Here is a 20,314-nt window from a genome sequence, read left to right as displayed (position 1 = left end):
CTTTGTTCTGGAACTCGGCTATTACCGGGCCGGTTATGATGTTCGTCGGCTTCTTTCTGATCCGGTTACTCGGGCAGGGATCGATGACGCTGGTTCCGAATACCCTGGTCCCCCAGTGGTTCATCAAAAAGAGAGGGCGGGCCCTCAGCGTAATGGCTGTCGGTACGTTCGCAAGTTCTGCCCTGTTTCCGCCTTTGAACGCATGGCTCATCGAATCTTTCGGATGGCGAAGTGCGTGGGTGATTCTCGGTGTCTCCATTCTGGTGCTGTTCATTCCGGTAACTGTATGGCTGGTTCGCAATCAGCCGAAAGATGTGGGAGCCCTTCCGGACGGGACGCCGCATAAAAAACCGGGGGACGAGGAGATCAGCGGTGAAATCAGCGAAGTGAGCTGGACATTGAAACAGGCAATGCAGACAAGAACGTTCTGGTTTATTCTCTTCTGTGTTATGGTGCCGGCTCTCGTGAACACGGCCGTCACCTTTCACATCGTATCGATTATGGATATGAAAGGTCTCGGGGTCGGCATAGCGGCTACAATCCTTACCGTGATGGCGGTCGTAGGTTTTCCGACGACTTTCCTTACCGGTTACCTGGCAGATCGTTTTTCCATCCATTACATACTGGCTATCACTTTCTTTGGGCACATCCTTTCGCTCGTCCTCCTGTTTTTTACAAGCTCGCCCCTTCTTGCCTTTTCTTTCGCGGTAGTATGGGGAGCGGTGAACGGGTTTGAAAGGATAGCCCTCAATATCGTCTGGCCTAATTATTTCGGCCGCACAAACCTTGGGAGTATCAAGGGTCTGGCACAGACGGTCATGGTTATAGGATCCGCCCTCGGCCCGCTTCCCTTTGGTATATTCTTTGATCTGTTCGGGGGTTATCAGGAGGCGATACTCGCTATCCTCATCTTCCCTGTAACGGCAGTGATTCTCGCTTTGTTGTCTCCGAAACCGGATCCTTTCGAATATGGAGTGACCGGCGAGGAATGAACGCAAACTAAAAAAAGCGGACGGTCCGGGAAACATACCCGGCCGTCCGCTTTTTTATGCTGGAGCTGCCTAGTCTTTATAAAAAGCCACGACGAGCCCGCCTTCTCCTGAATACGTGGAGATCAGAGGGCCCATTTCGGTGATCATCGATGATTTGAACGGATAGGCGGACTGGATTTTTTCCAGCAGGGCTTTTGCATTCTCTTCATCATTACAGTGGGAAATGGCGATCGTTTTGTTTTCAAAGCCCCCTGTATACTCCCCGATCTGTTCCACAAGGCGACGTACCGCTTTTTTGCTTCCGCGCACCTTTTCCGTAACGTCGATGTCCCCCACTTCTTCGGTCGCTTTCATGAGAAGTTTGATATTGAGGGTTTTGGCGATGGCCCCTTTCACACGGTCCAGTCGTCCGCCTTTGATGACGTTCTCGAGCGTCTTCAGAACGAAGAGGGTCGTCGCTTTCTCCAGACGCTCTTCCATATGGGCGACAAGGTCCGGAAAAGACATCTCTTCATTAATCCTATTCACGGCATCGTCTGCCAGAAGAGCCACACCGCAGGAAGCGGTCTTCGTGTTGATGACGGCGATCGTACGGTCCGGTTCCTCCTCCAGAAGCATTTTTTTGCCCATTTCCGCATGCTCGTACGTACTGCTCAGCCCCTGCGTCAGGGCCAGGTTCAGAATCGGCACGTCAGATTGGACGGCTTTGAACGCTTCGTAGAAATCGTTGGGGCTCGGAGACGAAGAGCGCGGGAGTTCATCGGCAGCCTTCAGTTTCCTGTAAAATTCAGGGAGATCAAGGTCGACGCCGGTCTTGTATTCCTCTTCGCCGAAATGGAGGTTGAGCGGAACTACTTTGATATCATGTTTTTCAATGAAAGAGGAAGGAACGTCAGCTCCCCCGTCGATAACGATTTGAACTGTCAAAACGGTTCACCTGCTCTCTCTTAAAGTTGATAATATAATAATTGTAACAGAAACTTACCCCCGTTTCCTCGCCGAATACGTCAGGGTCGGTTTTCTTTTTACGCTCGTGCTCAACAGAAAAATCATCAGTCCGAAGATGACGACGGCCCCGCCGAGGAGCTGCGTCCAGCTCAGATTTTCTCCGAAGAGAAAGTAAGCGAGTATGGAAGCTCCGACAGGCTCGAGCAGGACGGCCATAGATATTTTGGACGTGCTCACCCATTTTAATGACCAGTTCAGCAAAGAGTGGCCGAGGAAGGTAGGAATGAGTGCAAGAGACAGGAAGACAAGCCACTGATTCCCGTCATAACCCGCCAGGGAAGCGGGGGAGGGAAGGTTGTAAATAAGTAAGGCCACGGCCGCCATCCCGTAGACGAGCCACGTGTACGAAGTGAGAGTCAGACGCTTTCTTACGCTCTGTCCGATCAGGAAGTACCCGGTTACCATCATTCCTCCGAGAAGTGCAAGCACATCCCCGTACAAAGCCCCTCCTCCTGTCTGGAAATCTCCCCAGCCGATCACGACGCTCCCGGTGATGGCGATCATCATACTTAAGACGGCCCCTGCCGAAAAACGTTCCCGGAAAAAGAAATATGTTCCGAGGAAAGCGAAAATCGGCTGAAGGGAAACCAGAACGACAGAGCTTGCGACAGATGTATATTTTAACGATTCGAACCATAAAATGAAATGAGCTGCCAAAAAAATACCGGCCAGCATTGAAGATAACGCATCTTTCCTTGTAATGGACGATAAGTGATGCCGATGTTTCAAAAGCACCCATGGTGTCATGATCGCAACGGCCAGGCCGAGCCGGTAAAAGGCTATGACAGCAGCGGGTACATCTCCTGCGAGCCTGACGAATATAGCCGAAGCGGAAATGGAAAGGACCGCTACGGCAAGGACGGCATATATAGCTGTAGGAGGTCTTTCCAACGCGATTCCTCCTTTATTTATGAAAGGTATTATCATTCTACCACATAATATGATTGAAAAATAAGGAGAAAGGGTGTAGAATGATAATAGTCAATTAACAAGTGAATCCGTTTGACCACAAAAGCCCCTCCAGAATAAACAAGTGGCAGAAGGCTTTTTTTATTGCGATAAAGGATTTTTACACAAAAGGAGTATGCAAAGAACGTGACTAAATTTAATTCATTAGGTTTATCAGATCCGATTTTGAAAGCTTTAGATCATATGGGATTTGAAGAAACGACACCCATTCAGGAACAAACGATCCCTCTTGGAATGGAGGGTCATGATGTTATCGGCCAGGCTCAGACAGGTACTGGTAAAACAGCAGCTTTCGGAATCCCTATGATCGAAAAAGTAGACAAGCAGGTGCGCGGCGTACAGGGTCTTGTAATTGCCCCGACACGCGAACTTGCCATTCAAGTAGCGGAAGAGTTGAACCGTCTAGGTAAAAACGCAGGAGTACGGTCACTGCCAGTGTATGGCGGTTCGAACATGGAACGTCAGATCCGTGCACTTAAAAACAACGAAATCGTTGTTGCTACGCCGGGACGTCTCCTCGATCATATCCGGAGGAAAACAATTAAGCTTGAACAGGTACACACTTCTGTACTTGATGAAGCAGACGAAATGCTTAACATGGGCTTCATCGAAGATATCCGTGACATTCTGAAAGCTCTCCCGACAGAGCGTCAGACGCTTCTCTTCTCCGCTACTATGCCGAAAGAGATCCGTGATATTGCAACAACGCTCATGAACACGCCGAAAGAAGTTAAGACCAAGTCAAAAGAAATGACTGTATCAAATATTGATCAGTATTATGTGGAAATTGCCGAGAAGCATAAATTCGACGCATTGACACGCCTTCTCGATATTCATGCACCGGACCTTGCGATCGTTTTCGGTCGTACGAAACGCCGTGTGGATGAAGTGGCAGATGCCCTTCAGGTTCGCGGATTCCGCGCAGAAGGTATCCACGGAGACCTTACTCAGGGTAAACGTATGTCCGTATTGAAGAAATTCAAAGAGGGCCGGATTGAAATCCTCGTCGCTACCGATGTGGCAGCGCGTGGTCTCGATATCTCGGACGTGACACACGTCTATAACTTTGATATTCCACAGGATCCTGAAAGTTACGTGCACCGTATCGGCCGTACCGGTCGTGCCGGACGTAAAGGGGAATCCATTTCTTTCGTCACGCCGCGTGAGAAAGATCAGCTGAACCTGATTGAGAAGCTGACGAAGAAGAAAGTCGATAAACTTCGCGTTCCTTCTTACAAAGAAGCTCAAAAAGGTCAGCAGGATATCGCGGTTACGAAACTTACCGAAAAAATGGATGCCGATGACATTAACGACTACAAACAGTCGGCCAGAGATCTTATGGATCAGTACGAGGCGCAGGATCTCGTAGCGGCAGCTCTGAAAATGCTGACGGTGGAAAGACAGGAAACACCGGTACGCCTTTCCTCAGTACAGCCGATCAGCACGAGAAACGCTAAAGGTGCCAAAGGCGGAAGATCTAATCGTGGAGGAGGCGGCCAGGGCCGTAACTCCCAGCGTGGCAATTCGAACAAACGCCCTTACAACAAGGGTGGAAACAAAGGAAGAAGCAAAAACTTCAATCAGAACAACAAAGGTAAATGATAAATAGAGGATACGTGGTTCGGCTGTGCGCCGGGATTCGCGTATCTTCTTTTTTTATGCTGTCATTTTCCGGATATGAAAAAGACTGCCGGAGAATGGTTCCCCGGCAGTCTGTACATGAAGGCATCAGCGTTTTTTATGTTTGAATTTATGTCTCGAGCTGAGTATAGAAATGATGAGAGAAGCTCCCAGTACAATAGAAAGAAAGAACAGTCCCCACAGAAACCATGAAAGCAGCTGGTACCCTTCATCCGGACGGAATACGGAAAGAAGCAGGGAAAGAGCAATAATGAATGAGGCGAGAAGCAGCGTGACTGCAATCCGGTTTACCATCATGTGGAAATGGGCGACTATATTCTCCCATCCCTTCGGTTCCACCCCGACGTTCATCCCTTTCCGCATCATCCGCTTGATCATGAGCGGTGTTTCCGTTCCGATGTCTTTCCAGAGTTTTGCATACCTCCACATATCCCGGCTTACATAATCCGGACGATACCTTTCTTTCATCCATCGCTTCCCCTGCTTTTCGATGGTGTTGTGCAGTTCGAATCCGGGATCGATTGCCCGGGCGGTACCCTCCGCCATGATGAGCGTCTTGAAAAGCAGAGCGGAGGTGGGTGGAAGTCTCAGGTGATAGCGGCGGAGAAGGGTGAAAATTTTGCCGAGCACCTCTCCGAGCGAAATATCTTCAAGTACGCGTCCGGAAGTCCGGTACAGCAATCGCTTAATGTCGGAGATGAGAGCATCTATGTCCGTGCCCTGGACGGGTTCGATTGTAATATCGAGAAGAGCGTCGGTGAGAAGTTCAGCATCGTTCGACGAGAAAGCAAGGGCGATATTCATCAGCTTCTGCCGGGTTTGCTGATCAATGGAACCTACCATGCCGAAATCAAGAACGATCAGTTCGTGGTTTTCGTTCAGAAGGAAATTTCCCTGATGGACATCCGCATGGAAAAATCCGTCCTCGAAAATCATTTTGAACAGCACCTCGGCGGAAAGTTCGGCGATTTCTTTTCTCGTTTTCTGAAACCCGGGATCCTCTTCATGTTTTTCACGGAACTCCCCGAACCGCAGACCCTCCATGTATTCCATCGTCAATACGCGGGAAGTGGTCCGTTCGGGGTCGGTGAACGGGATGATGACGTCCGGCCAGTCCTCGAAGTTACGGGAGATCTGACTGATATTTTCGGCTTCCCTCAGAAAATCGAGCTCTGCCCGCATCGTGCCTGCGAATTCGTAGTACAGATCCTCAATCTGTCTCGTTTCTTCGATTCCAGGAAAATGCACGAGCCGGTGGCTGAGCCTCGACAATATTTTGAGGTCCAGCTCCACCTGCTCGGTGATCCCCGGCCGCCTCACCTTCACAACTGTTTCCGTCCCTTCGATCGTTACGGCTTTGTGTACCTGACCTATAGAGGCGGAGGCCAGTGGTTTCTCTTCTATGTGTCTGAAATGCCGGGAAATCTCCTCCAGTTCTTCTTCAAGAACGCCCCGGACGCTGTCGAATGGCAGAGGAGAGACACCGGTCTGAAGCTTTTCAAGTTCAGCGGTTATTTTTTCGGGTAACAGGTCGTGACGGGTGGAGAGAATCTGGCCGAATTTGATGAACGTCGTACCGAGCTCTTCAAAAGCCTGCCGCAGGTGGACGCCTGTTGTGGCCCGGTTTCTTGCTTTTCTGAGACCGGCTCCTTCAAGAACCTGGCTCAGTCCGTGCCTTGAAAATACTTTCAGAACTTCACGATACCGCCTGGATGCTGACAGTTTCATAGGCGCCTCCTTTCCAATTTATCTTCAAAAGAAAAGAAAAAGTGCTTTTCCACGTTTTTTTATCGGAAAAAGAATCCGGGTTTGATGTTTTTCAGCAAAGGAGGAGCCAGTGCCAGCCCTCCTATGAAGCCGAATAAGTGGCCGAGAACGTTGATGTTCGGCTGCAAAAACGTCATAATTAGTCCGAGAACGATGATTACGCCGATTATCTGGGAACTGGCCTGATCCAGAAGGTCTTTCCGGGCAAACAGCATGTAAGCATAGACCCCGAACAGCCCGAAGATGGCTCCGGAGGCCCCGAGATGGGAATAAAACGCCCCGGGGTCTGCGGCATACGTTCCTATATTTCCGGCAATACCTGCCAGCAGGTAGGCGATGATGAATTTCACTTTTCCGAGCATACGCTCAAGCGCCGGCCCGAACAGTACGAGAGTGAAAGAGTTGAAAAGCGTATGGGAAAGTCCGGCGTGAAGGAAAATCGGAGTAAGAAGTCTCCAGTACTCCCCTTGACTGACCAGGAAGTTGTTTCCAACCCCGAGTTGCTTCCATTCTACCGCAAAAGGGAAAGAGAACACATCCATTATCAGCCACAGAAGGATGTGCAGGCCGGTGAGAAATGCGATAACCGGATAAAGCTTGAGGAAATCATTGAAACTTTCGGTACGTAAAAACATGGGCGGTCTCCTTTGTGTACAACATGTACTTTTTAAGTGCTGCCTGCTTTAGGGGAAAGCACGTTTCCCTCATCCCGGACGAGGGGAAATTACTATAATTAAAGGACAGGATGAACAATGATTACAGGCATCGGAATAGACGTTGTGGAAATTGGTCGTATTACAAAAAGTATAAAGCGAAACCCCCGGATTATTCAACGAATATTGACTGACCAGGAGCAGAGGAGATACTACTCCCTCTCCGAAAAGAGGAAAAAAGAATTTATGGCGGGACGGTTCGCTGTCAAAGAAGCTGTCGGTAAAGCGCTCGGAACCGGGGTGGGACGTATAGGTTTCCGGCAGATTGAGACGGAGGCGGACGGTTACGGTAAACCCGTTCTTACTGTGAAAGGTCGGGAGGAAGTGAAATTTTTCGTCTCCATTTCCCACAGTGAGCACTATGCAGTGGCGAACGTGGTAGTGGAGAGAATATAACTTTCGTTAGCTTGTCCGAATAAAAAAACGATCCGGGAGGGATGAATGTGCAGATAGTGCGTGCAGAGGAAATGTATGAGTGGGACAGACGGGCGATGGATGAGTACGGACGGGAAGGCTATATTCTGATGGAAAATGCGGGGCGAACCCTCGCCGGGAGAATCCGGGAGAAATTTCCGAAGGACGAGAAATTCCTCGTGCTGATCGGGGGAGGCAACAACGGAGGGGACGGCTACGTTATCGCCAGAATTCTGAAAGATCAGGGATTTGACGTTACAGCCGTCCAGGTAGTGCCTGATGAGAAAATCGAAGGAGACGCCCTTTATCACAAAAATGTGTATATGAAGAGCGGGTATGATCTTGCTGAACTCACGGAACAGGAATGGAACCGAGGCACAGTAGTTATTGATGCCATGCTCGGAATAGGGGTGAAAGGTCCTCTGCGGCCTCCTTTCGATGATCTCGTCCGCGACGTGAACCTGTCCGGGATGCACAGGGTCAGTATAGATATCCCATCCGGCTTGCCTGCAGATGAAGGGGAAGAGGAATTCGAAGCGGTGAAAGCGGACACGACGTTCATCGTCCAGGCACCGAAGCTTTCTCTTTTTACCGAACATACCTCGGGTTACTACGGGGAGGCGGAAGTGGTGGATATCGGTCTCCCGCCTCTGTCAGTCACGGATCCGGCAAGGGAATGGCGGGCGGAAGAAGATGTGAAAGAAGGCTACCCTCGATTCCCTGCCTCTGCCCATAAAGGTTCCCGGGGAAAAGGACTTTTGATCGGAGGAGCACAGATGATGCCCGGTGCCCTCGTAATGGCAGCGAAAGCTTCCATAAGAGCCGGTGCCGGTCTGACGACGGCGGCGACTGTGCCTGGCAACATCCCCTCTGCGGCAGGTTCCCTCCCTGAAGTGATGTTTATGGGTACGGAAGAGGTAGATGGAGTTATATCCGGGATAGATACTGACTCGCTCACGGGGAAAGATGCAGTCGCTGCAGGTATCGGCATGGGACGAAAAGAACCGGGCCGTGCTGTTATGGAAACACTTCTTAAAGAGACGAAGGTGCCCCTTCTGATCGATGCGGACGGTCTGTATCACCTCCGCTTCCTGCTGGACGTGCTGAAAGAAAGGGAGGAAGTGACCGTAGTTACTCCGCATGTGAAAGAAATGGCCGACCTTACCGGTGAAAGTACGGGAGAAGTGAAACGGAATCCTTTTTCGATAAGCAGTAAATTCGCGCGTGACTACGGAGTTTATGTCGTTCTGAAAGGGCCGCATACGATCATAACGGCTCCGGATGGGCGGCAGATTGTGGAATCCTCCGGAAATGAAGGTCTGGCAAAAGGAGGGAGCGGCGACGTGCTCACCGGTATCCTGCTGACGATGCTGATGCAGCATGAACATCCTCTGGAAGCTCTTGCGAACGGCTGTTTTCTCCATGGGAAATCGGCCGAACTGCTGACAGCGGGAGAGAGAACGGTGTATGATCTGCTCCCGACGGACGTTGTGGAAGGGTTGTCCTCCGTTTTTCGTACGTATATTAAGGAATAGGGGAAAGCGTTGATTTACCGGGTGAGACGGTAAAGGCGCATAAATGACGAAAGAAACCAATAAAGTGGGAGATGGAAGAGATGGAAGAGAAGTTTTACCGGGATTCTTTTGCGGAAGTCGATTTGGATGCCATACATTATAACGTCCGGCAAATGAGAGGGCGTCTATCTGAAAAGACGGGTGTTTATGCAGTTGTGAAAGCGAACGGATATGGGCACGGGGACATCCAGGTGGCCCGGACCGCTATCGAAGCGGGGGCTGAACGTCTTGCCGTGGCACTGCTGGATGAAGCGTTCCGGTTAAGAAAAGCCGGCATAACCGTGCCGATCCTGGTCATGGGGTATACGCGCCCGGAAGATGCTTTGCTTGCTGCCAGGGAGAACATCACCGTGACCGTGTACCAGAAAGAGTGGATTGAACGGGTCAGAGACACGGGAGAGACTCCTTTGCACGTCCATCTTAAACTCGATACGGGCATGGGAAGGATCGGAGTCCGGTCGGAGACGGAGATGGAGAGTGTGCTCTCCGCCCTTCGCAGCACAGAAAACGTGCAGCTTACCGGCGTATTCACTCACTTTGCCACCGCGGATGAAGGAGATCTGTCTCATTACAGGGAACAGAATGAACGCCTTGCCCGTCTTCTTGAATATTTCGGTGAGTCCTGGAGCGGGGAAGTGGACGTACATACGGGGAACAGTGCAGCCGGCATGAGATTTCCTGGACATATGTTTCAATATGTGAGGTTCGGAATCGGCATGTATGGTCTTTACCCCTCCGGAAAGGTGAAAGAGGAGAGGCCGATAGATCTGCAACCTGCCTTCTCCCTTCACAGTACACTCATCCACGTTAAAAAACTCGAGGAAGGGGAAGCAATCAGTTACGGCGCCACCTACCGGACTGACCCGGGTGAGTGGATCGGAACGGTCCCCTTTGGGTATGCGGACGGCTGGATCCGCAAACTGCAGGGGATGGAAGTGCTCGTGAACGGAAAGAGATGCGAAATCGTGGGACGTATCTGTATGGATCAGTTTATGGTGCGTCTGGATGAATGTTATCCGACGGGAACGGAAGTGGTCCTCATCGGCAGGCAGGAAGATGAGGAAATAGAGATGGACGAGGTCGCCGATTATGTGGACACGATCAATTACGAAATTCCGTGCCTCATCACCAGTCGCGTTCCGAGGATTTTTAAAAGAAATAATGAGGTGATTTCCACGTCTCACAGACTCCAGCATCCTCTCGTCTGATCTTCAAATAGCTCTTTGCATTCACCCCTCTGCAATGGTACTATTATAATTAGCAGATGACTGGATTTTTTAGAGAGAATCGTGGAGGTGTATCGTTTGTCAGAGAGCATGGAGGAAATTGTTCTTAAAGTTCCGGAGACCCTTCTGAACGAAGTGGACAGTTACACAATAGAAGAAGAGTGCGATCGAAATGATTTTCTTTGTCAGGCAATAAGGATGTATTTGCGTGAGAAAAAAGAACGGCAGATTCGGGAATCTATGTGTCAGGGGTATATGGAAATGGCTAAAATCAATCTAACTATCGCTTCAGAAGCTTTCCAGGCTGAAGAGGAGGCGGAGCACACCCTCGAGCAATTAGTGAGCGGGGTGTGAATCCTTTGATGGTCAAACGAGGAGACGTTTATTTCGCTGATTTGTCACCGGTAGTAGGTTCTGAACAAGGGGGAGTTCGCCCCGTGCTTGTCCTGCAGAACGACATCGGGAACCGTTTCAGCCCCACTGTAATCGTAGCGGCAATTACAGCGCAAATACAAAAAGCTAAACTGCCTACTCACGTAGAGATCAATGCAGAAAAGTATCAATTTGAACGGAATTCTGTTATATTACTGGAACAAATCAGAACAATCGATAAACAGCGTTTGACAGACAAGATTACACATCTGGATGAATCGATGATGCTTCGTGTGAACAAAGCCTTACAGATCAGTTTGGGGCTTATCGATTTTTAGGAGACTGCTTGCTGGCAGTCTCCTTGTTTATTAAGGAAATTTTTAACACAATATTCAAAATAATACATTTCGGGCATCAATAATACTTAATGTATTCCGTTTAGTACACCTGACAAAGTATTTTTGTTAAAATAAAGGCAGTAATAAATTCAAACGAAGCTTTCCATAGCGTGGAGGTAATGATAGATGGAGAAGATTTTAAAAGACGTAGTATTGGATAACAGTGATGAAATAGTACGGATGTGGATTGAACAGGTAAAGAAGAATCAGGGCGGTGCCTTTTACCAGTCGCTTTCCGATGAAGCACTCGAAAATACGAACCGGGAGTTTGCGAACGCGATTTTCGAAGGCATCCAAAAAGGAAAGATAGCTAAAACACCGCTTGATGAGTTTGCGGAGAAACTGATTAACCTCGGCTGGCCGCTTACGTATCTAACAGACGGGATGCAGGTCTTCCGCAGGAGCGTTGTTAAGTTCATTATCCACAAATGGGAGGATCTTGATTTTTCGGAAGCCGACAATTATTACGAACTGGGTGACGACTACTTCCCGTGGGTGCTTGAGAAAGTGGATGAATGGGTGGACCCGCTGGTGAACGAACTGGTGTCCGAATACTCGGGCAGCTGGGAGAACATCGTCTCCCTTCAACGGATGGCTCTCCAGGAACTCTCCGCTCCGCTTATTCCGGTAATGGACAACATTACGATCATGCCTCTGATCGGTACTATAGATACCGAGAGGGCAAAAATGGTTATGGAAAGCCTGCTCGACGGAGTGATCAAACACAATGCCGAAGTCGTACTGATTGATATTACGGGTGTGCCGGTGGTCGACACGATGGTGGCTCACCATATCATTCAGGCGGCAGAAGCAGTACGTTTAATCGGCTCCCGCTGTATTCTCGTCGGAATCCGTCCGGAGATCGCTCAGACGATCGTCAACCTGGGCATCGACTTAGGGAAATTCCCGACGAAGAGTTCCTTGAGGAAAGGGTTCCAGACGGCGCTTGAGCTTACAAACAGGGAAATAGTCGAAGGTACGAACCGTGAAGAAGAAATAGAAAATCTTATAGATTCCCTGGATAGGAGTGAAGAAGAATGAGAATTCCAATTCTGAAACTGCACAATTACCTGCTGATATCCATACAGACAGAACTCGATGACAAAACGGCTATCCAGTTCCAGGAAGACCTGCTTGAAAAGATTCATTCAAGTGGAGCCACGGGGGTAGTCATTGATCTGACTTCTGTCGATATCGTCGACTCCTTCATCGCCAAAGTGCTCGGCGATGTCGTAACGATGTCCGACCTCATGGGGGCAAAAGTCGTACTCACCGGTATACAACCAGCTGTCGCAGTGACCCTGATCGATCTTGGCATTCATCTGCAAGACGTACCGACTGCGCTGGATCTTGAACAAGGGTTGATAAAGTTGCGTCAAGAATTGGAGGAGTAAGGTATGAGCGATCAGTCCTGTGTATATATAAAAAAGGAATGGGATATCGTGGCGGCAAGACAGATGGGCCGGGATATCGCTACACAAGTAGGTTTCAAAACGGTGGATCAGGCCAGAATCGCAACAGCCATCTCAGAGCTTGCCCGTAACATATACCTGTATGCCGGCGCCGGTAAGATTTGTTTTGAAGCTATTGAAACCGTTCAAAAGAAAGGGATAACTATAAAAGCTACCGATGAAGGGCCCGGAATCAGTGATCTGGCCCAGGTGATGGAAGATGGGTACTCCACCTCCGGAGGTCTTGGTGCAGGTCTGCCCGGGGTGAAGAGGCTGATGGATGAATTCGATATCATTTCGAAGTCCGGCGAAGGAACCACAATCGAGTCTACGAAATGGCTCCGATAACAAGGGAGGGTGAATAATGAACACGTTAAAGCTGGACCTCGAGAACTACCGGCATCTGCTCGATGAGTACATCCGTACGAAAGATGAGCGTGCTCTTTATCAGGCGGAGCAGTTCAGTAAGCAGTCGATGCAGCAGAACATTTCTCCGGAAGAGATAATAAACGTGCATCTGCGTTCGTTGCAGGAACTATACCCTGAACTGCCTGATTATATTCTTGATTCCTTCGATTTTTTAATGGAAACGATGATGTCTTATGGTCTGGCTTATCAGGAATTTCAGGCTCTGCGTGAAAAACAGCTGGAGCTCAAGTCTGAAATAGCCGTCGCTGCCAATATGCAGAAAACCTTATTATCTACTGTGAAACCCGAAATGGAAGGGGTGGACATTGGAGCGTTAAGTGTCCCCGCCAGACAGATGAACGGAGATTACCACCATTTCGTTGTGGATGATGAAGGTTCGCTGGGTGTTGCAGTAGCCGACGTAATAGGAAAAGGGGTACCTGCGGCTTTATGCATGTCCATGATCAAATACGCGATGGACAGCTTTCCGGAGATGCGTATGGATCCGAAGTATATACTCGGCAGCCTGAACCGGGTCGTTGAAAGAAACGTGGATTCCAATATGTTCATTACGATGATGTACTGTATGTATAACACGGAATCCAGCACCCTCACGTACGCCTCCGCAGGGCACGAACCGGGTTTTTATTACCATAAAGAAAAAGACGAGTTCGAGGAGATCTCCGCTCCCGGACTTGTGCTGGGTGTATCGGCTGATGCCATGTATGAACAATACGAAAGAAAGATGGACAAAGGCGATATGCTTGTGCTGTTGACGGACGGGGTCACGGAATGCCGCAAGGGGGATGACTTCATTGAACAGGAAGAAATCCTTGAAGTCATCCGTGAGTATAAACACCTTTCGTCTCAGGAAATTGTAGAAAGTGTTTATAAATACTTCGAGCGGCTGCAGGATTTTCAACTGCGGGACGATTTCACACTGATTGTCCTGAAAAGGGATGTTTAGCCGGTCGTGAGTGTGGGAATGAAGATGATTAGTTACTTTGAGGAAATACAGGGAGGAGTGTCTTAAGTGAATTTGAGCATAGATGTTACAAAGCCCGAAGAGAAGCATTCGGTTATGACTCTGGACGGGGAAGTGGACGCCTTTACGGCTCCGAAACTTAAACAGGAGCTGCTTCCGCTGACGGAAACGGAAGGTGCCCTGGTAGAGGTGGATCTTGGTGCGGTCAACTATATGGATTCTACCGGCCTCGGCATTTTCATCAGCGCCCTTAAGTCCACGAAAGAACACGGGTCCGATATGAAACTGGTTCATATGCACGAACGGGTTTATCGGCTGTTCAAGATAACCGGTCTTACGGAAATAATGGATATCAACACATCAGTCAGAGGTGGAATGTAATGGTTAATGCTTTTGATTTCATTGAAGTGAAAGTTCCTGCAAAACCGGAATACATCGGAGTAGTCCGTCTTAGTATCTCCGGTATTGCAAGCCGCATGGGATTCAATTACGAAGACATCGAAGATCTGAAAGTCGCAGTATCAGAAGCGATCACAAACGGTGTGGAACATGCGTATAAAAGTGATGAAGATGGTGAGTTGACTATAGGTTGCGGGGTTTATGAAGATCGTCTGGAAATCATGGTGGCCGACCATGGAGGAAGCTTTAATCTGGAAGCCGTCAAAGAAGAAATAGGACCATACCAGCAGGAAGATAACGTGGAAGAACTCCGCGAAGGCGGATTCGGTCTGTTTCTTATTGATGCCTTGATGGATAAAGTGGAAATCAAGAGTGAGCATGGAGTGATCGTACTTATGACGAAGTATCTCCATGAAAACGAGGTGGGCCGTGATGGCGACCAAGTCTCAACATCACAATGATGAAGTATACGAGTGGATAGCGTATCTTCAGGAACACCCGCGTGATGAGGAAATACAGGAGAAAATCGTACTCACCTATAATGATCTTGTGGAATCTATCGCACGGAAGTACAGCAAAAACAGTACTATCCACGAAGATCTTGTACAGGTAGGAATGCTCGGACTGCTGGCCGCTATCAGAAGATATGACCCGTCGTTCGGGAAATCGTTTGAATCGTTCGCCATTCCTACGATCATCGGAGAGATAAAACGTTTTATCCGGGATAAGACGTGGAGTGTACACGTACCAAGACGTATTAAGGAGCTCGGGCCGAAGATCAAAAAAGCATCGGAAGAACTGACGAGTGATCTGCAGCGTTCCCCTTCCGTACTGGAAATTTCCGAATATCTCGAAGTTTCCGAGGAAGATGTGCTGGAAACGATGGAGATGGGCAAAAGCTACAAAGCTCTATCTGTCGATCGTAAAATAGAAGCGGATTCTGACGGAAGTACGGTGACGATCCTTGATCTCATCGGTGATCAGGAAGATGGATATGAAAATATCGATCAGCGCATGCTGTTGGAGAAAGTACTCCCTATTCTCAGTGAAAGGGAGCAGGAGATTCTTCAGTGCACGTATTTCAAGAATATGAGCCAGAAGGATACCGGAGAACAGCTCGGCATTTCACAGATGCACGTTTCCCGTCTGCAGCGCCGCGCCCTGCGTAAACTGAGAGAAGCTCTTCAGTCCGAATCATCCGAGGCGTTCCGCTGATGTCGGATACAGCTTTGAATGTGGCAACGTATCAAAAACCGAAGCAGGGAAACTACTACTGCGGAGACAGCTTCATCTATAATGAAACGGAAAATAATTTCATCTGTGCACTGGCAGACGGTCTGGGCAGCGGAGAACTGGCCAAAGATGCTTCCAAAGCTGTTATGAAGGTGATAGAAGAGAATCCGGACGATACGATCCGATCACTCATCGAGAAATGTAACCGTGTTCTTGACGGAAAAAGAGGCGTAGTGCTCGGCATCCTTCGTATTGATAAGAAAGAAGGAACGTATGCCTATTCTTCCATCGGGAATATAGGTATTGTCGTTGTCGACGGCTCCGGCAAAAAAAGCAGGAATATCCCGCTCCCCGGTTTTCTCGCCGGCTACCCCAGAGAGTTGAGGGTGAAACGCGGAGATCTCGAGAAGGGAATGCGGTTCCTTGTATTTTCGGATGGCGTGGATGAGAGGAAGTTATCCAAGCTCTTTTACCAGGCTCGTACCGTGCAGGATCTTATCGAGCAGTATGATATCGAGTTCGGGGAGTCGCGTTCGGATGACACGACCCTTATTGCAATGGAATACAACTGAGTTCCTCATTTCCGCAGGCGGGAATGGGGAATTTTGTATTTCGTGTAACATCGTAATCCCCGGTTTGGACCGGTGAATTTCTGTTAAAATGAAAAGAAGAACGTTTAGGGAGGAAGAATGAGTGGCAGAACAGACATTGATTCAGAAAGTAGCAGGACAGACATCCATCAAAGAATCTTCCGTCAAGGAAGTACTGGCTTTACTCGAAGAGGATTTTACAGTGCCATTTATCGCCCGGTACCGGAAAGACATGACGGGCGGTCTGGATGAAGTCCAGATCAAGGATATTGAGGACAACTATACTTATGAACAGAACGTACGTAAAAGAAGAGAAGAAGTAACGCGCCTGATCGATGAGCAGGGCAAGCTGACGCCGGAACTTGAGAAGGAACTTCAGGAAGCTTCGAAACTGCAGCGGATCGAAGACCTTTACCGTCCATATAAGCAAAAGCGCAGAACGAGAGCAACAGTAGCGAAAGAAAAAGGGCTGGAGCCGCTCGCTGAACTGGTATGGAACAAATCTGATTTATCCATCGAAGAAGAGGCCCGGAAGTATTATTCCGAAGAGAACGATTTACATACGCTTGAAGAGGTACAGCAGGGAATACAGGATATCGTGGCAGAGTGGGTGGCGGATGAGCCGGAATACCGTGATCATATACGGAATAAAACGTATGACGGCTCTCTTACTTCCGAAGCTAAAAAGAAAGAGAAGGATGAAAAAGGGATTTACGAAATGTATTACGAATTCCAGGAGTCCCTTAAAGCGGTAGCCTCCCACCGCGTGCTCGCCCTGAACCGTGGAGAGAAGGAAGATGTACTGAAAGTGGCGGTGCTGCCGCCGGAGGAGAGAATACTCGACTATCTCCACCGGAAAACAGGAAGTGCCGGGGAGAAGACGGGCATTCTTCACGCAGCTGTCGAGGACGGGTACAAGCGGCTGATCAAACCTTCCGTGGAGAGGGAAATACGGAATGAACTGACGGAAAAAGCGGAAGAACAGGCGATTGACGTGTTTTCGAAAAATTTGAGGAGTCTTTTGCTGCAGCCTCCTCTCCAGGGAAAAACAGTTCTCGGCATCGATCCGGCTTACAGAACCGGGTGTAAACTGGCCGTCGTGGATGAGACCGGTAAAGTTCTTGATATTGCAGTCATTTTTCCGACTCCTCCCCGTAAGGATTATCAGGGGGCGGAGAAGAAAGTACAGGAATTGATGAAAAAGCACGATATTGAACTTTTCGCCATCGGTAACGGAACAGCTTCCCGGGAAACGGAACAGTTTTTCGCAGGACTGATTCAGAAACACAGCTGGGACGCTCCTTACATGATTGTGAATGAAGCCGGGGCCAGTGTGTATTCGGCATCGAAACTTGCCCGCGAAGAATTTCCGGATTTTCAGGTGGAAGAAAGAAGTGCCGTCTCGATTGCCAGACGGGTGCAGGACCCGCTCGCCGAACTGGTGAAGATCGACCCGAAATCGATCGGGGTCGGACAATACCAGCATGACGTCAGCCAGAAGCGACTGAACGAATCGCTCACTTTCGTCGTGGAAACGGCAGTGAACCAGGTAGGAGTGAATGCCAACACCGCCTCTTCCTCTCTCTTGCAGTACGTATCCGGACTGAATAAAACAGTCGCCGGAAATATTGTAAAAAAACGAGAAGAGCTCGGGAAGTTCGCTACCAGGAAAGACTTGAAAAACGTACCGAGGCTGGGAGCGAAAACGTATGAACAAAGTATCGGATTTTTAAGACTGCCGGAAGGGGAGGATCCTCTGGACCGGACGCCGATCCACCCGGAAAGTTATCCGGCGGTCCGTAAGCTGTTGGCAGAGCTTGACCTGGAAAAAGAAGACGCCGGGTCTGACGTACTCGCCGGGAAGCTCGCGGGTATAGATCTGAAACATACGGCGGAGCAGCTTGATGTCGGAGAGTGGACCCTTTCAGATATAATTGAATCGTTGAAGAAACCGTCGCGGGACCTTCGGGATGATCTTCAGAAGCCTCTGCTGAAAACGGACGTGTTGACGATGGAGGATCTGGAAGCCGGTATGGAACTTGAAGGAACGGTGCGGAACGTCGTGGACTTCGGAGCTTTCGTCGACGTCGGCGTGAAACAGGACGGACTCGTCCATATATCCAAACTGGCGCAACGTTTCGTCAAGCACCCGATGGACGTAGTTTCGGTCGGAGACGTAGTGACGGTCTGGGTCGAGGAAGTCGATCTGAAAAAACAGCGCGTAGCTCTGACTATGGTGAAAAAATCCTGAGTTTGGGGTGCGGCTAAGTACGGGCAGGCCTTCCGCGGGAGGTCTGCCATCTTTTGTGAAAAGAGGAGGGATGGAAGTATGGAGGATGAGCAGCTGCTGGAGTGGACGAAAGAAATATCGCGGAGAGAGTTTGCGCGCGAGTTCCGTGATGACATAAGATTCAATCCCCGTCTCCGTACTACAGGCGGAAGATATATCCCGAAGGAAAGACGTATTGAAATCAATCGTTTGTACCTGGAAGAATGCGGTCCGGAAGAACTGGAGGGGATCATAAAACACGAGTTGTGTCATTATCACCTCCATATAGAAGGAAAAGGATATCATCACCGGGATGCAGACTTCCGTCGTTTAATGGAAGAAACGGGTTCACCAAGACATTGCACTCCGCTCCCTTCCTCGAAAAAACAGGACTTCCACCATTACAGATGTCGGAGATGCGGTGTTACGTACAGACGGAAGCGCCGGGTGAACACGGATAAATACAGATGTGGCAGATGCAAAGGTATTTTAGAAAAGGTGGATGATGGATATTGACGAATTTGAAGCCGCGTGTTAAGTTAGTATAGCCGTTGAAAGCGGAACGGCGAAAAAACATATTTTCATGCAAATATGATTGACATAAACTTTCATATCATGTAAGATGTTTTACGTCGCTGGTTATTGCGACATCATATTCCACCGTAGCTCAGTGGTAGAGCAATCGGCTGTTAACCGATTTGTCGTAGGTTCGAATCCTACCGGTGGAGCCATATACGGAGAAGTACTCAAGTTGGCTGAAGAGGCGCCCCTGCTAAGGGTGTAGGTCGCGTAAGCGGCGCGAGGGTTCGAATCCCTCCTTCTCCGCCATTATATGGCCCGTTGGTCAAGTGGTTAAGACACCGCCCTTTCACGGCGGTAACACGGGTTCGAATCCCGTACGGGTCATTAGTCCGGTCCGGTAGTTCAGTTGGTTAGAATGCCTGCCTGTCACGCAGGAGGTCGCGGGTTCGAGTCCCGTCCGGACCGCCACTATTTAAATGATTGGGCTATAGCCAAGCGGTAAGGCAACGGTTTTTGGTACCGTCATGCGCTGGTTCGAATCCAGCTAGCCCAGCCATTTTTCTTTTTTGATTTTTCTCTTGACTTTCAAGTATGGAAATTATAAAATAGTTTTTGCGCTTGAAAAACGGATATAATTGAAAGTTTTTAACAGGGAGCCATTAGCTCAGCTGGTAGAGCATCTGACTTTTAATCAGAGGGTCGGAGGTTCGAGCCCTCCATGGCTCACTTCCCTGCGGGTGTGGCGGAATTGGCAGACGCGCTAGATTTAGGATCTAGTGTCTTACGACGTGGGGGTTCAAGTCCCTCCACCCGCACCATTTCATTTCTTTATATGCGGTCGTGGCGGAATCGGCAGACGCGCTAGGTTGAGGGCCTAGTGGGAGTTAATCCCGTGGAGGTTCAAGTCCTCTCGACCGCATTCATCAGTATATAGGCGCCCGTAGCTCAATTGGATAGAGCGTCTGACTACGGATCAGAAGGTTAGGGGTTCAAGTCCTCTCGGGCGCACTGTTTTCTTCTTACGGGAAGTAGCTCAGCTTGGTAGAGCACTTGGTTTGGGACCAAGGGGTCGCAGGTTCGAATCCTGTCTTCCCGACCATCGTTACTTCCAATAACTTAATGCGGGTGTAGTTTAGTGGTAAAACCTCAGCCTTCCAAGCTGATGACGGGGGTTCGATTCCCCTCACCCGCTCCATTTTAACTAATGGGCCTGTAGCTCAGTTGGTCAGAGCGCACGCCTGATAAGCGTGAGGTCGGTGGTTCAAGTCCACTCAGGCCCACCATGAATTAGATCTTTGAAAACTGAACAATGTTTTATGCCATGCGTCAATTTTTTGAACGAATTATGATTGAGCTAATCAATCTCTTTTATGGAGAGTTTGA

General features: G+C 49.2%; 21 protein-coding genes and 12 tRNA genes. 29 read left to right on the top strand and 4 right to left on the bottom strand.

Annotated elements, in window-relative coordinates; genetic code table 11:
* Positions 1-2 precede the first annotated feature (2 nt).
* Positions 3-992: an MFS transporter gene (locus BW931_RS09510; RefSeq protein WP_327288581.1), complete on the top strand. Its 990-nt coding sequence runs from the start codon at positions 3-5 to the stop codon at positions 990-992.
* A 69-nt stretch (positions 993-1,061) separates the two neighbouring features.
* Here BW931_RS09510 and BW931_RS09505 read toward each other — a convergent pair whose 3' ends face one another.
* Together BW931_RS09505 and BW931_RS09500 are read right to left on the bottom strand one after the other, a co-directional pair.
* Positions 1,062-1,919, bottom strand: a complete 858-nt coding sequence (locus tag BW931_RS09505; protein ID WP_076571844.1) for a DegV family protein — start codon at positions 1,917-1,919, stop codon at positions 1,062-1,064.
* A gap of 54 nt (positions 1,920-1,973) precedes the next feature.
* A complete protein-coding gene (locus tag BW931_RS09500) occupies positions 1,974-2,891 on the bottom strand; it encodes a DMT family transporter (protein ID WP_008591046.1) in 918 nt (305 codons plus the stop codon).
* Between the two features lie 204 nt (positions 2,892-3,095).
* Between BW931_RS09500 and BW931_RS09495 the strand changes: the two genes are divergently transcribed.
* On the top strand, positions 3,096-4,571 hold the full coding sequence (locus BW931_RS09495) for a degradosome RNA helicase CshA (RefSeq protein ID WP_076571842.1): 1,476 nt from the start codon (positions 3,096-3,098) through the stop codon (positions 4,569-4,571).
* A gap of 126 nt (positions 4,572-4,697) precedes the next feature.
* Here the strand turns inward: BW931_RS09495 and BW931_RS09490 are convergent, their stop codons facing one another.
* On the bottom strand, positions 4,698-6,338 hold the full coding sequence (locus BW931_RS09490) for an ABC1 kinase family protein (RefSeq protein ID WP_076571840.1): 1,641 nt from the start codon (positions 6,336-6,338) through the stop codon (positions 4,698-4,700).
* Between the two features lie 59 nt (positions 6,339-6,397).
* Complete coding sequence (locus BW931_RS09485; protein ID WP_076571838.1) at positions 6,398-7,012, bottom strand: rhomboid family intramembrane serine protease; 615 nt, start codon at positions 7,010-7,012, stop codon at positions 6,398-6,400.
* A 117-nt stretch (positions 7,013-7,129) separates the two neighbouring features.
* On the opposite strand from BW931_RS09485, the gene acpS reads away from it, so the two are divergent.
* From acpS to BW931_RS09350, 27 genes are all read left to right on the top strand, one after another.
* Positions 7,130-7,486 carry a holo-ACP synthase gene (gene acpS / locus BW931_RS09480; RefSeq protein WP_076571836.1) on the top strand — a complete coding sequence of 119 codons (357 nt, stop codon included), beginning with the start codon at positions 7,130-7,132 and terminating at the stop codon, positions 7,484-7,486.
* Positions 7,487-7,533: 47 nt separating this feature from the next.
* A complete protein-coding gene (locus BW931_RS09475; protein ID WP_076571834.1) occupies positions 7,534-9,039 on the top strand; it encodes a bifunctional ADP-dependent NAD(P)H-hydrate dehydratase/NAD(P)H-hydrate epimerase in 1,506 nt (501 codons plus the stop codon).
* An 80-nt stretch (positions 9,040-9,119) separates the two neighbouring features.
* Positions 9,120-10,286 (top strand): alanine racemase, encoded by a 1,167-nt coding sequence (gene alr, locus BW931_RS09470; RefSeq protein ID WP_076571832.1) that lies wholly within the window; start codon positions 9,120-9,122, stop codon positions 10,284-10,286.
* Between the two features lie 108 nt (positions 10,287-10,394).
* Positions 10,395-10,658: a CopG family ribbon-helix-helix protein gene (locus BW931_RS09465; RefSeq protein WP_076572030.1), complete on the top strand. Its 264-nt coding sequence runs from the start codon at positions 10,395-10,397 to the stop codon at positions 10,656-10,658.
* Between the two features lie 5 nt (positions 10,659-10,663).
* Positions 10,664-11,014, top strand: coding sequence for a type II toxin-antitoxin system PemK/MazF family toxin (locus BW931_RS09460; RefSeq protein WP_008591062.1), 351 nt, complete (start codon positions 10,664-10,666; stop codon positions 11,012-11,014).
* A gap of 186 nt (positions 11,015-11,200) precedes the next feature.
* On the top strand, positions 11,201-12,115 hold the full coding sequence (locus BW931_RS09455; protein WP_076571830.1) for an RsbT co-antagonist protein RsbRA: 915 nt from the start codon (positions 11,201-11,203) through the stop codon (positions 12,113-12,115).
* Complete coding sequence (locus BW931_RS09450) at positions 12,112-12,468, top strand: STAS domain-containing protein (protein ID WP_008591068.1); 357 nt, start codon at positions 12,112-12,114, stop codon at positions 12,466-12,468. The genes BW931_RS09455 and BW931_RS09450 overlap by 4 nt, the downstream gene beginning before the upstream one ends.
* Positions 12,469-12,471: 3 nt before the next feature.
* On the top strand, positions 12,472-12,873 hold the full coding sequence (locus BW931_RS09445; protein ID WP_076571828.1) for an anti-sigma regulatory factor: 402 nt from the start codon (positions 12,472-12,474) through the stop codon (positions 12,871-12,873).
* A 16-nt stretch (positions 12,874-12,889) separates the two neighbouring features.
* Complete coding sequence (locus BW931_RS09440; RefSeq protein ID WP_076571826.1) at positions 12,890-13,900, top strand: PP2C family protein-serine/threonine phosphatase; 1,011 nt, start codon at positions 12,890-12,892, stop codon at positions 13,898-13,900.
* A gap of 66 nt (positions 13,901-13,966) precedes the next feature.
* Positions 13,967-14,299, top strand: a complete 333-nt coding sequence (locus BW931_RS09435) for an STAS domain-containing protein (protein WP_076571824.1) — start codon at positions 13,967-13,969, stop codon at positions 14,297-14,299.
* Positions 14,299-14,778, top strand: coding sequence for an anti-sigma B factor RsbW (gene rsbW / locus BW931_RS09430; protein WP_008591078.1), 480 nt, complete (start codon positions 14,299-14,301; stop codon positions 14,776-14,778). Before BW931_RS09435 ends, rsbW begins: the two co-directional genes overlap by 1 nt.
* A complete protein-coding gene (gene sigB, locus BW931_RS09425) occupies positions 14,750-15,532 on the top strand; it encodes an RNA polymerase sigma factor SigB (protein WP_008591080.1) in 783 nt (260 codons plus the stop codon). Before rsbW ends, sigB begins: the two co-directional genes overlap by 29 nt.
* Positions 15,532-16,122 (top strand): SpoIIE family protein phosphatase, encoded by a 591-nt coding sequence (locus BW931_RS09420; RefSeq protein ID WP_076571822.1) that lies wholly within the window; start codon positions 15,532-15,534, stop codon positions 16,120-16,122. Before sigB ends, BW931_RS09420 begins: the two co-directional genes overlap by 1 nt.
* A gap of 121 nt (positions 16,123-16,243) precedes the next feature.
* Positions 16,244-18,391 carry a Tex family protein gene (locus BW931_RS09415; RefSeq protein ID WP_008591084.1) on the top strand — a complete coding sequence of 716 codons (2,148 nt, stop codon included), beginning with the start codon at positions 16,244-16,246 and terminating at the stop codon, positions 18,389-18,391.
* Between the two features lie 78 nt (positions 18,392-18,469).
* The gene (locus tag BW931_RS09410) at positions 18,470-18,925 is read left to right on the top strand and encodes a SprT family protein (RefSeq protein WP_076571820.1); all 456 of its coding nucleotides are present in this window, start codon (positions 18,470-18,472) and stop codon (positions 18,923-18,925) included.
* A gap of 140 nt (positions 18,926-19,065) precedes the next feature.
* Positions 19,066-19,140 (top strand) — tRNA-Asn (locus tag BW931_RS09405).
* A gap of 5 nt (positions 19,141-19,145) precedes the next feature.
* Positions 19,146-19,237: transfer RNA gene (locus tag BW931_RS09400), tRNA-Ser, on the top strand.
* A gap of 6 nt (positions 19,238-19,243) precedes the next feature.
* Positions 19,244-19,315, top strand: a tRNA-Glu gene (locus BW931_RS09395).
* 7 nt (positions 19,316-19,322) lie between these two features.
* A tRNA-Asp gene (locus tag BW931_RS09390) sits at positions 19,323-19,399 on the top strand.
* 13 nt (positions 19,400-19,412) lie between these two features.
* Positions 19,413-19,487: transfer RNA gene (locus tag BW931_RS09385), tRNA-Gln, on the top strand.
* Between the two features lie 97 nt (positions 19,488-19,584).
* Positions 19,585-19,657, top strand: a tRNA-Lys gene (locus BW931_RS09380).
* A 7-nt stretch (positions 19,658-19,664) separates the two neighbouring features.
* A tRNA-Leu gene (locus tag BW931_RS09375) sits at positions 19,665-19,749 on the top strand.
* Positions 19,750-19,765: 16 nt separating this feature from the next.
* Positions 19,766-19,850 (top strand) — tRNA-Leu (locus tag BW931_RS09370).
* A gap of 15 nt (positions 19,851-19,865) precedes the next feature.
* Positions 19,866-19,939 (top strand) — tRNA-Arg (locus tag BW931_RS09365).
* Between the two features lie 14 nt (positions 19,940-19,953).
* A tRNA-Pro gene (locus tag BW931_RS09360) sits at positions 19,954-20,030 on the top strand.
* A 22-nt stretch (positions 20,031-20,052) separates the two neighbouring features.
* A tRNA-Gly gene (locus BW931_RS09355) sits at positions 20,053-20,126 on the top strand.
* An 11-nt stretch (positions 20,127-20,137) separates the two neighbouring features.
* Positions 20,138-20,214: transfer RNA gene (locus BW931_RS09350), tRNA-Ile, on the top strand.
* The last annotated feature ends 100 nt before the right edge of the window (positions 20,215-20,314 follow it).

This window comes from Salimicrobium salexigens (assembly GCF_900156705.1).
GTDB classification, from domain to species: Bacteria; Bacillota; Bacilli; order Bacillales; family Halobacillaceae; genus Salimicrobium; species Salimicrobium album.
The sequence above is the reverse complement of the archived record's forward strand: the minus strand, read 5'-3'. Positions and strand labels throughout refer to the sequence as shown.

Excerpts from the sequence above, each read along its gene's own strand:
- BW931_RS09485 (WP_076571838.1), bottom strand. The coding sequence starts at position 7,012 with ATGTTTTTACGTACCGAAAGTTTCAATGATTTCCTCAAGCTTTATCCG.
- sigB (WP_008591080.1), top strand. The coding sequence starts at position 14,750 with ATGGCGACCAAGTCTCAACATCACAATGATGAAGTATACGAGTGGATA.
- BW931_RS09465 (WP_076572030.1), top strand. The coding sequence starts at position 10,395 with ATGGAGGAAATTGTTCTTAAAGTTCCGGAGACCCTTCTGAACGAAGTG.
- BW931_RS09490 (WP_076571840.1), bottom strand. The coding sequence starts at position 6,338 with ATGAAACTGTCAGCATCCAGGCGGTATCGTGAAGTTCTGAAAGTATTT.
- BW931_RS09440 (WP_076571826.1), top strand. The coding sequence starts at position 12,890 with ATGAACACGTTAAAGCTGGACCTCGAGAACTACCGGCATCTGCTCGAT.
- BW931_RS09410 (WP_076571820.1), top strand. The coding sequence starts at position 18,470 with ATGGAGGATGAGCAGCTGCTGGAGTGGACGAAAGAAATATCGCGGAGA.
- BW931_RS09450 (WP_008591068.1), top strand. The coding sequence starts at position 12,112 with ATGAGAATTCCAATTCTGAAACTGCACAATTACCTGCTGATATCCATA.
- rsbW (WP_008591078.1), top strand. The coding sequence starts at position 14,299 with ATGGTTAATGCTTTTGATTTCATTGAAGTGAAAGTTCCTGCAAAACCG.
- BW931_RS09420 (WP_076571822.1), top strand. The coding sequence starts at position 15,532 with ATGTCGGATACAGCTTTGAATGTGGCAACGTATCAAAAACCGAAGCAG.
- acpS (WP_076571836.1), top strand. The coding sequence starts at position 7,130 with ATGATTACAGGCATCGGAATAGACGTTGTGGAAATTGGTCGTATTACA.
- BW931_RS09455 (WP_076571830.1), top strand. The coding sequence starts at position 11,201 with ATGGAGAAGATTTTAAAAGACGTAGTATTGGATAACAGTGATGAAATA.
- BW931_RS09445 (WP_076571828.1), top strand. The coding sequence starts at position 12,472 with ATGAGCGATCAGTCCTGTGTATATATAAAAAAGGAATGGGATATCGTG.
- alr (WP_076571832.1), top strand. The coding sequence starts at position 9,120 with ATGGAAGAGAAGTTTTACCGGGATTCTTTTGCGGAAGTCGATTTGGAT.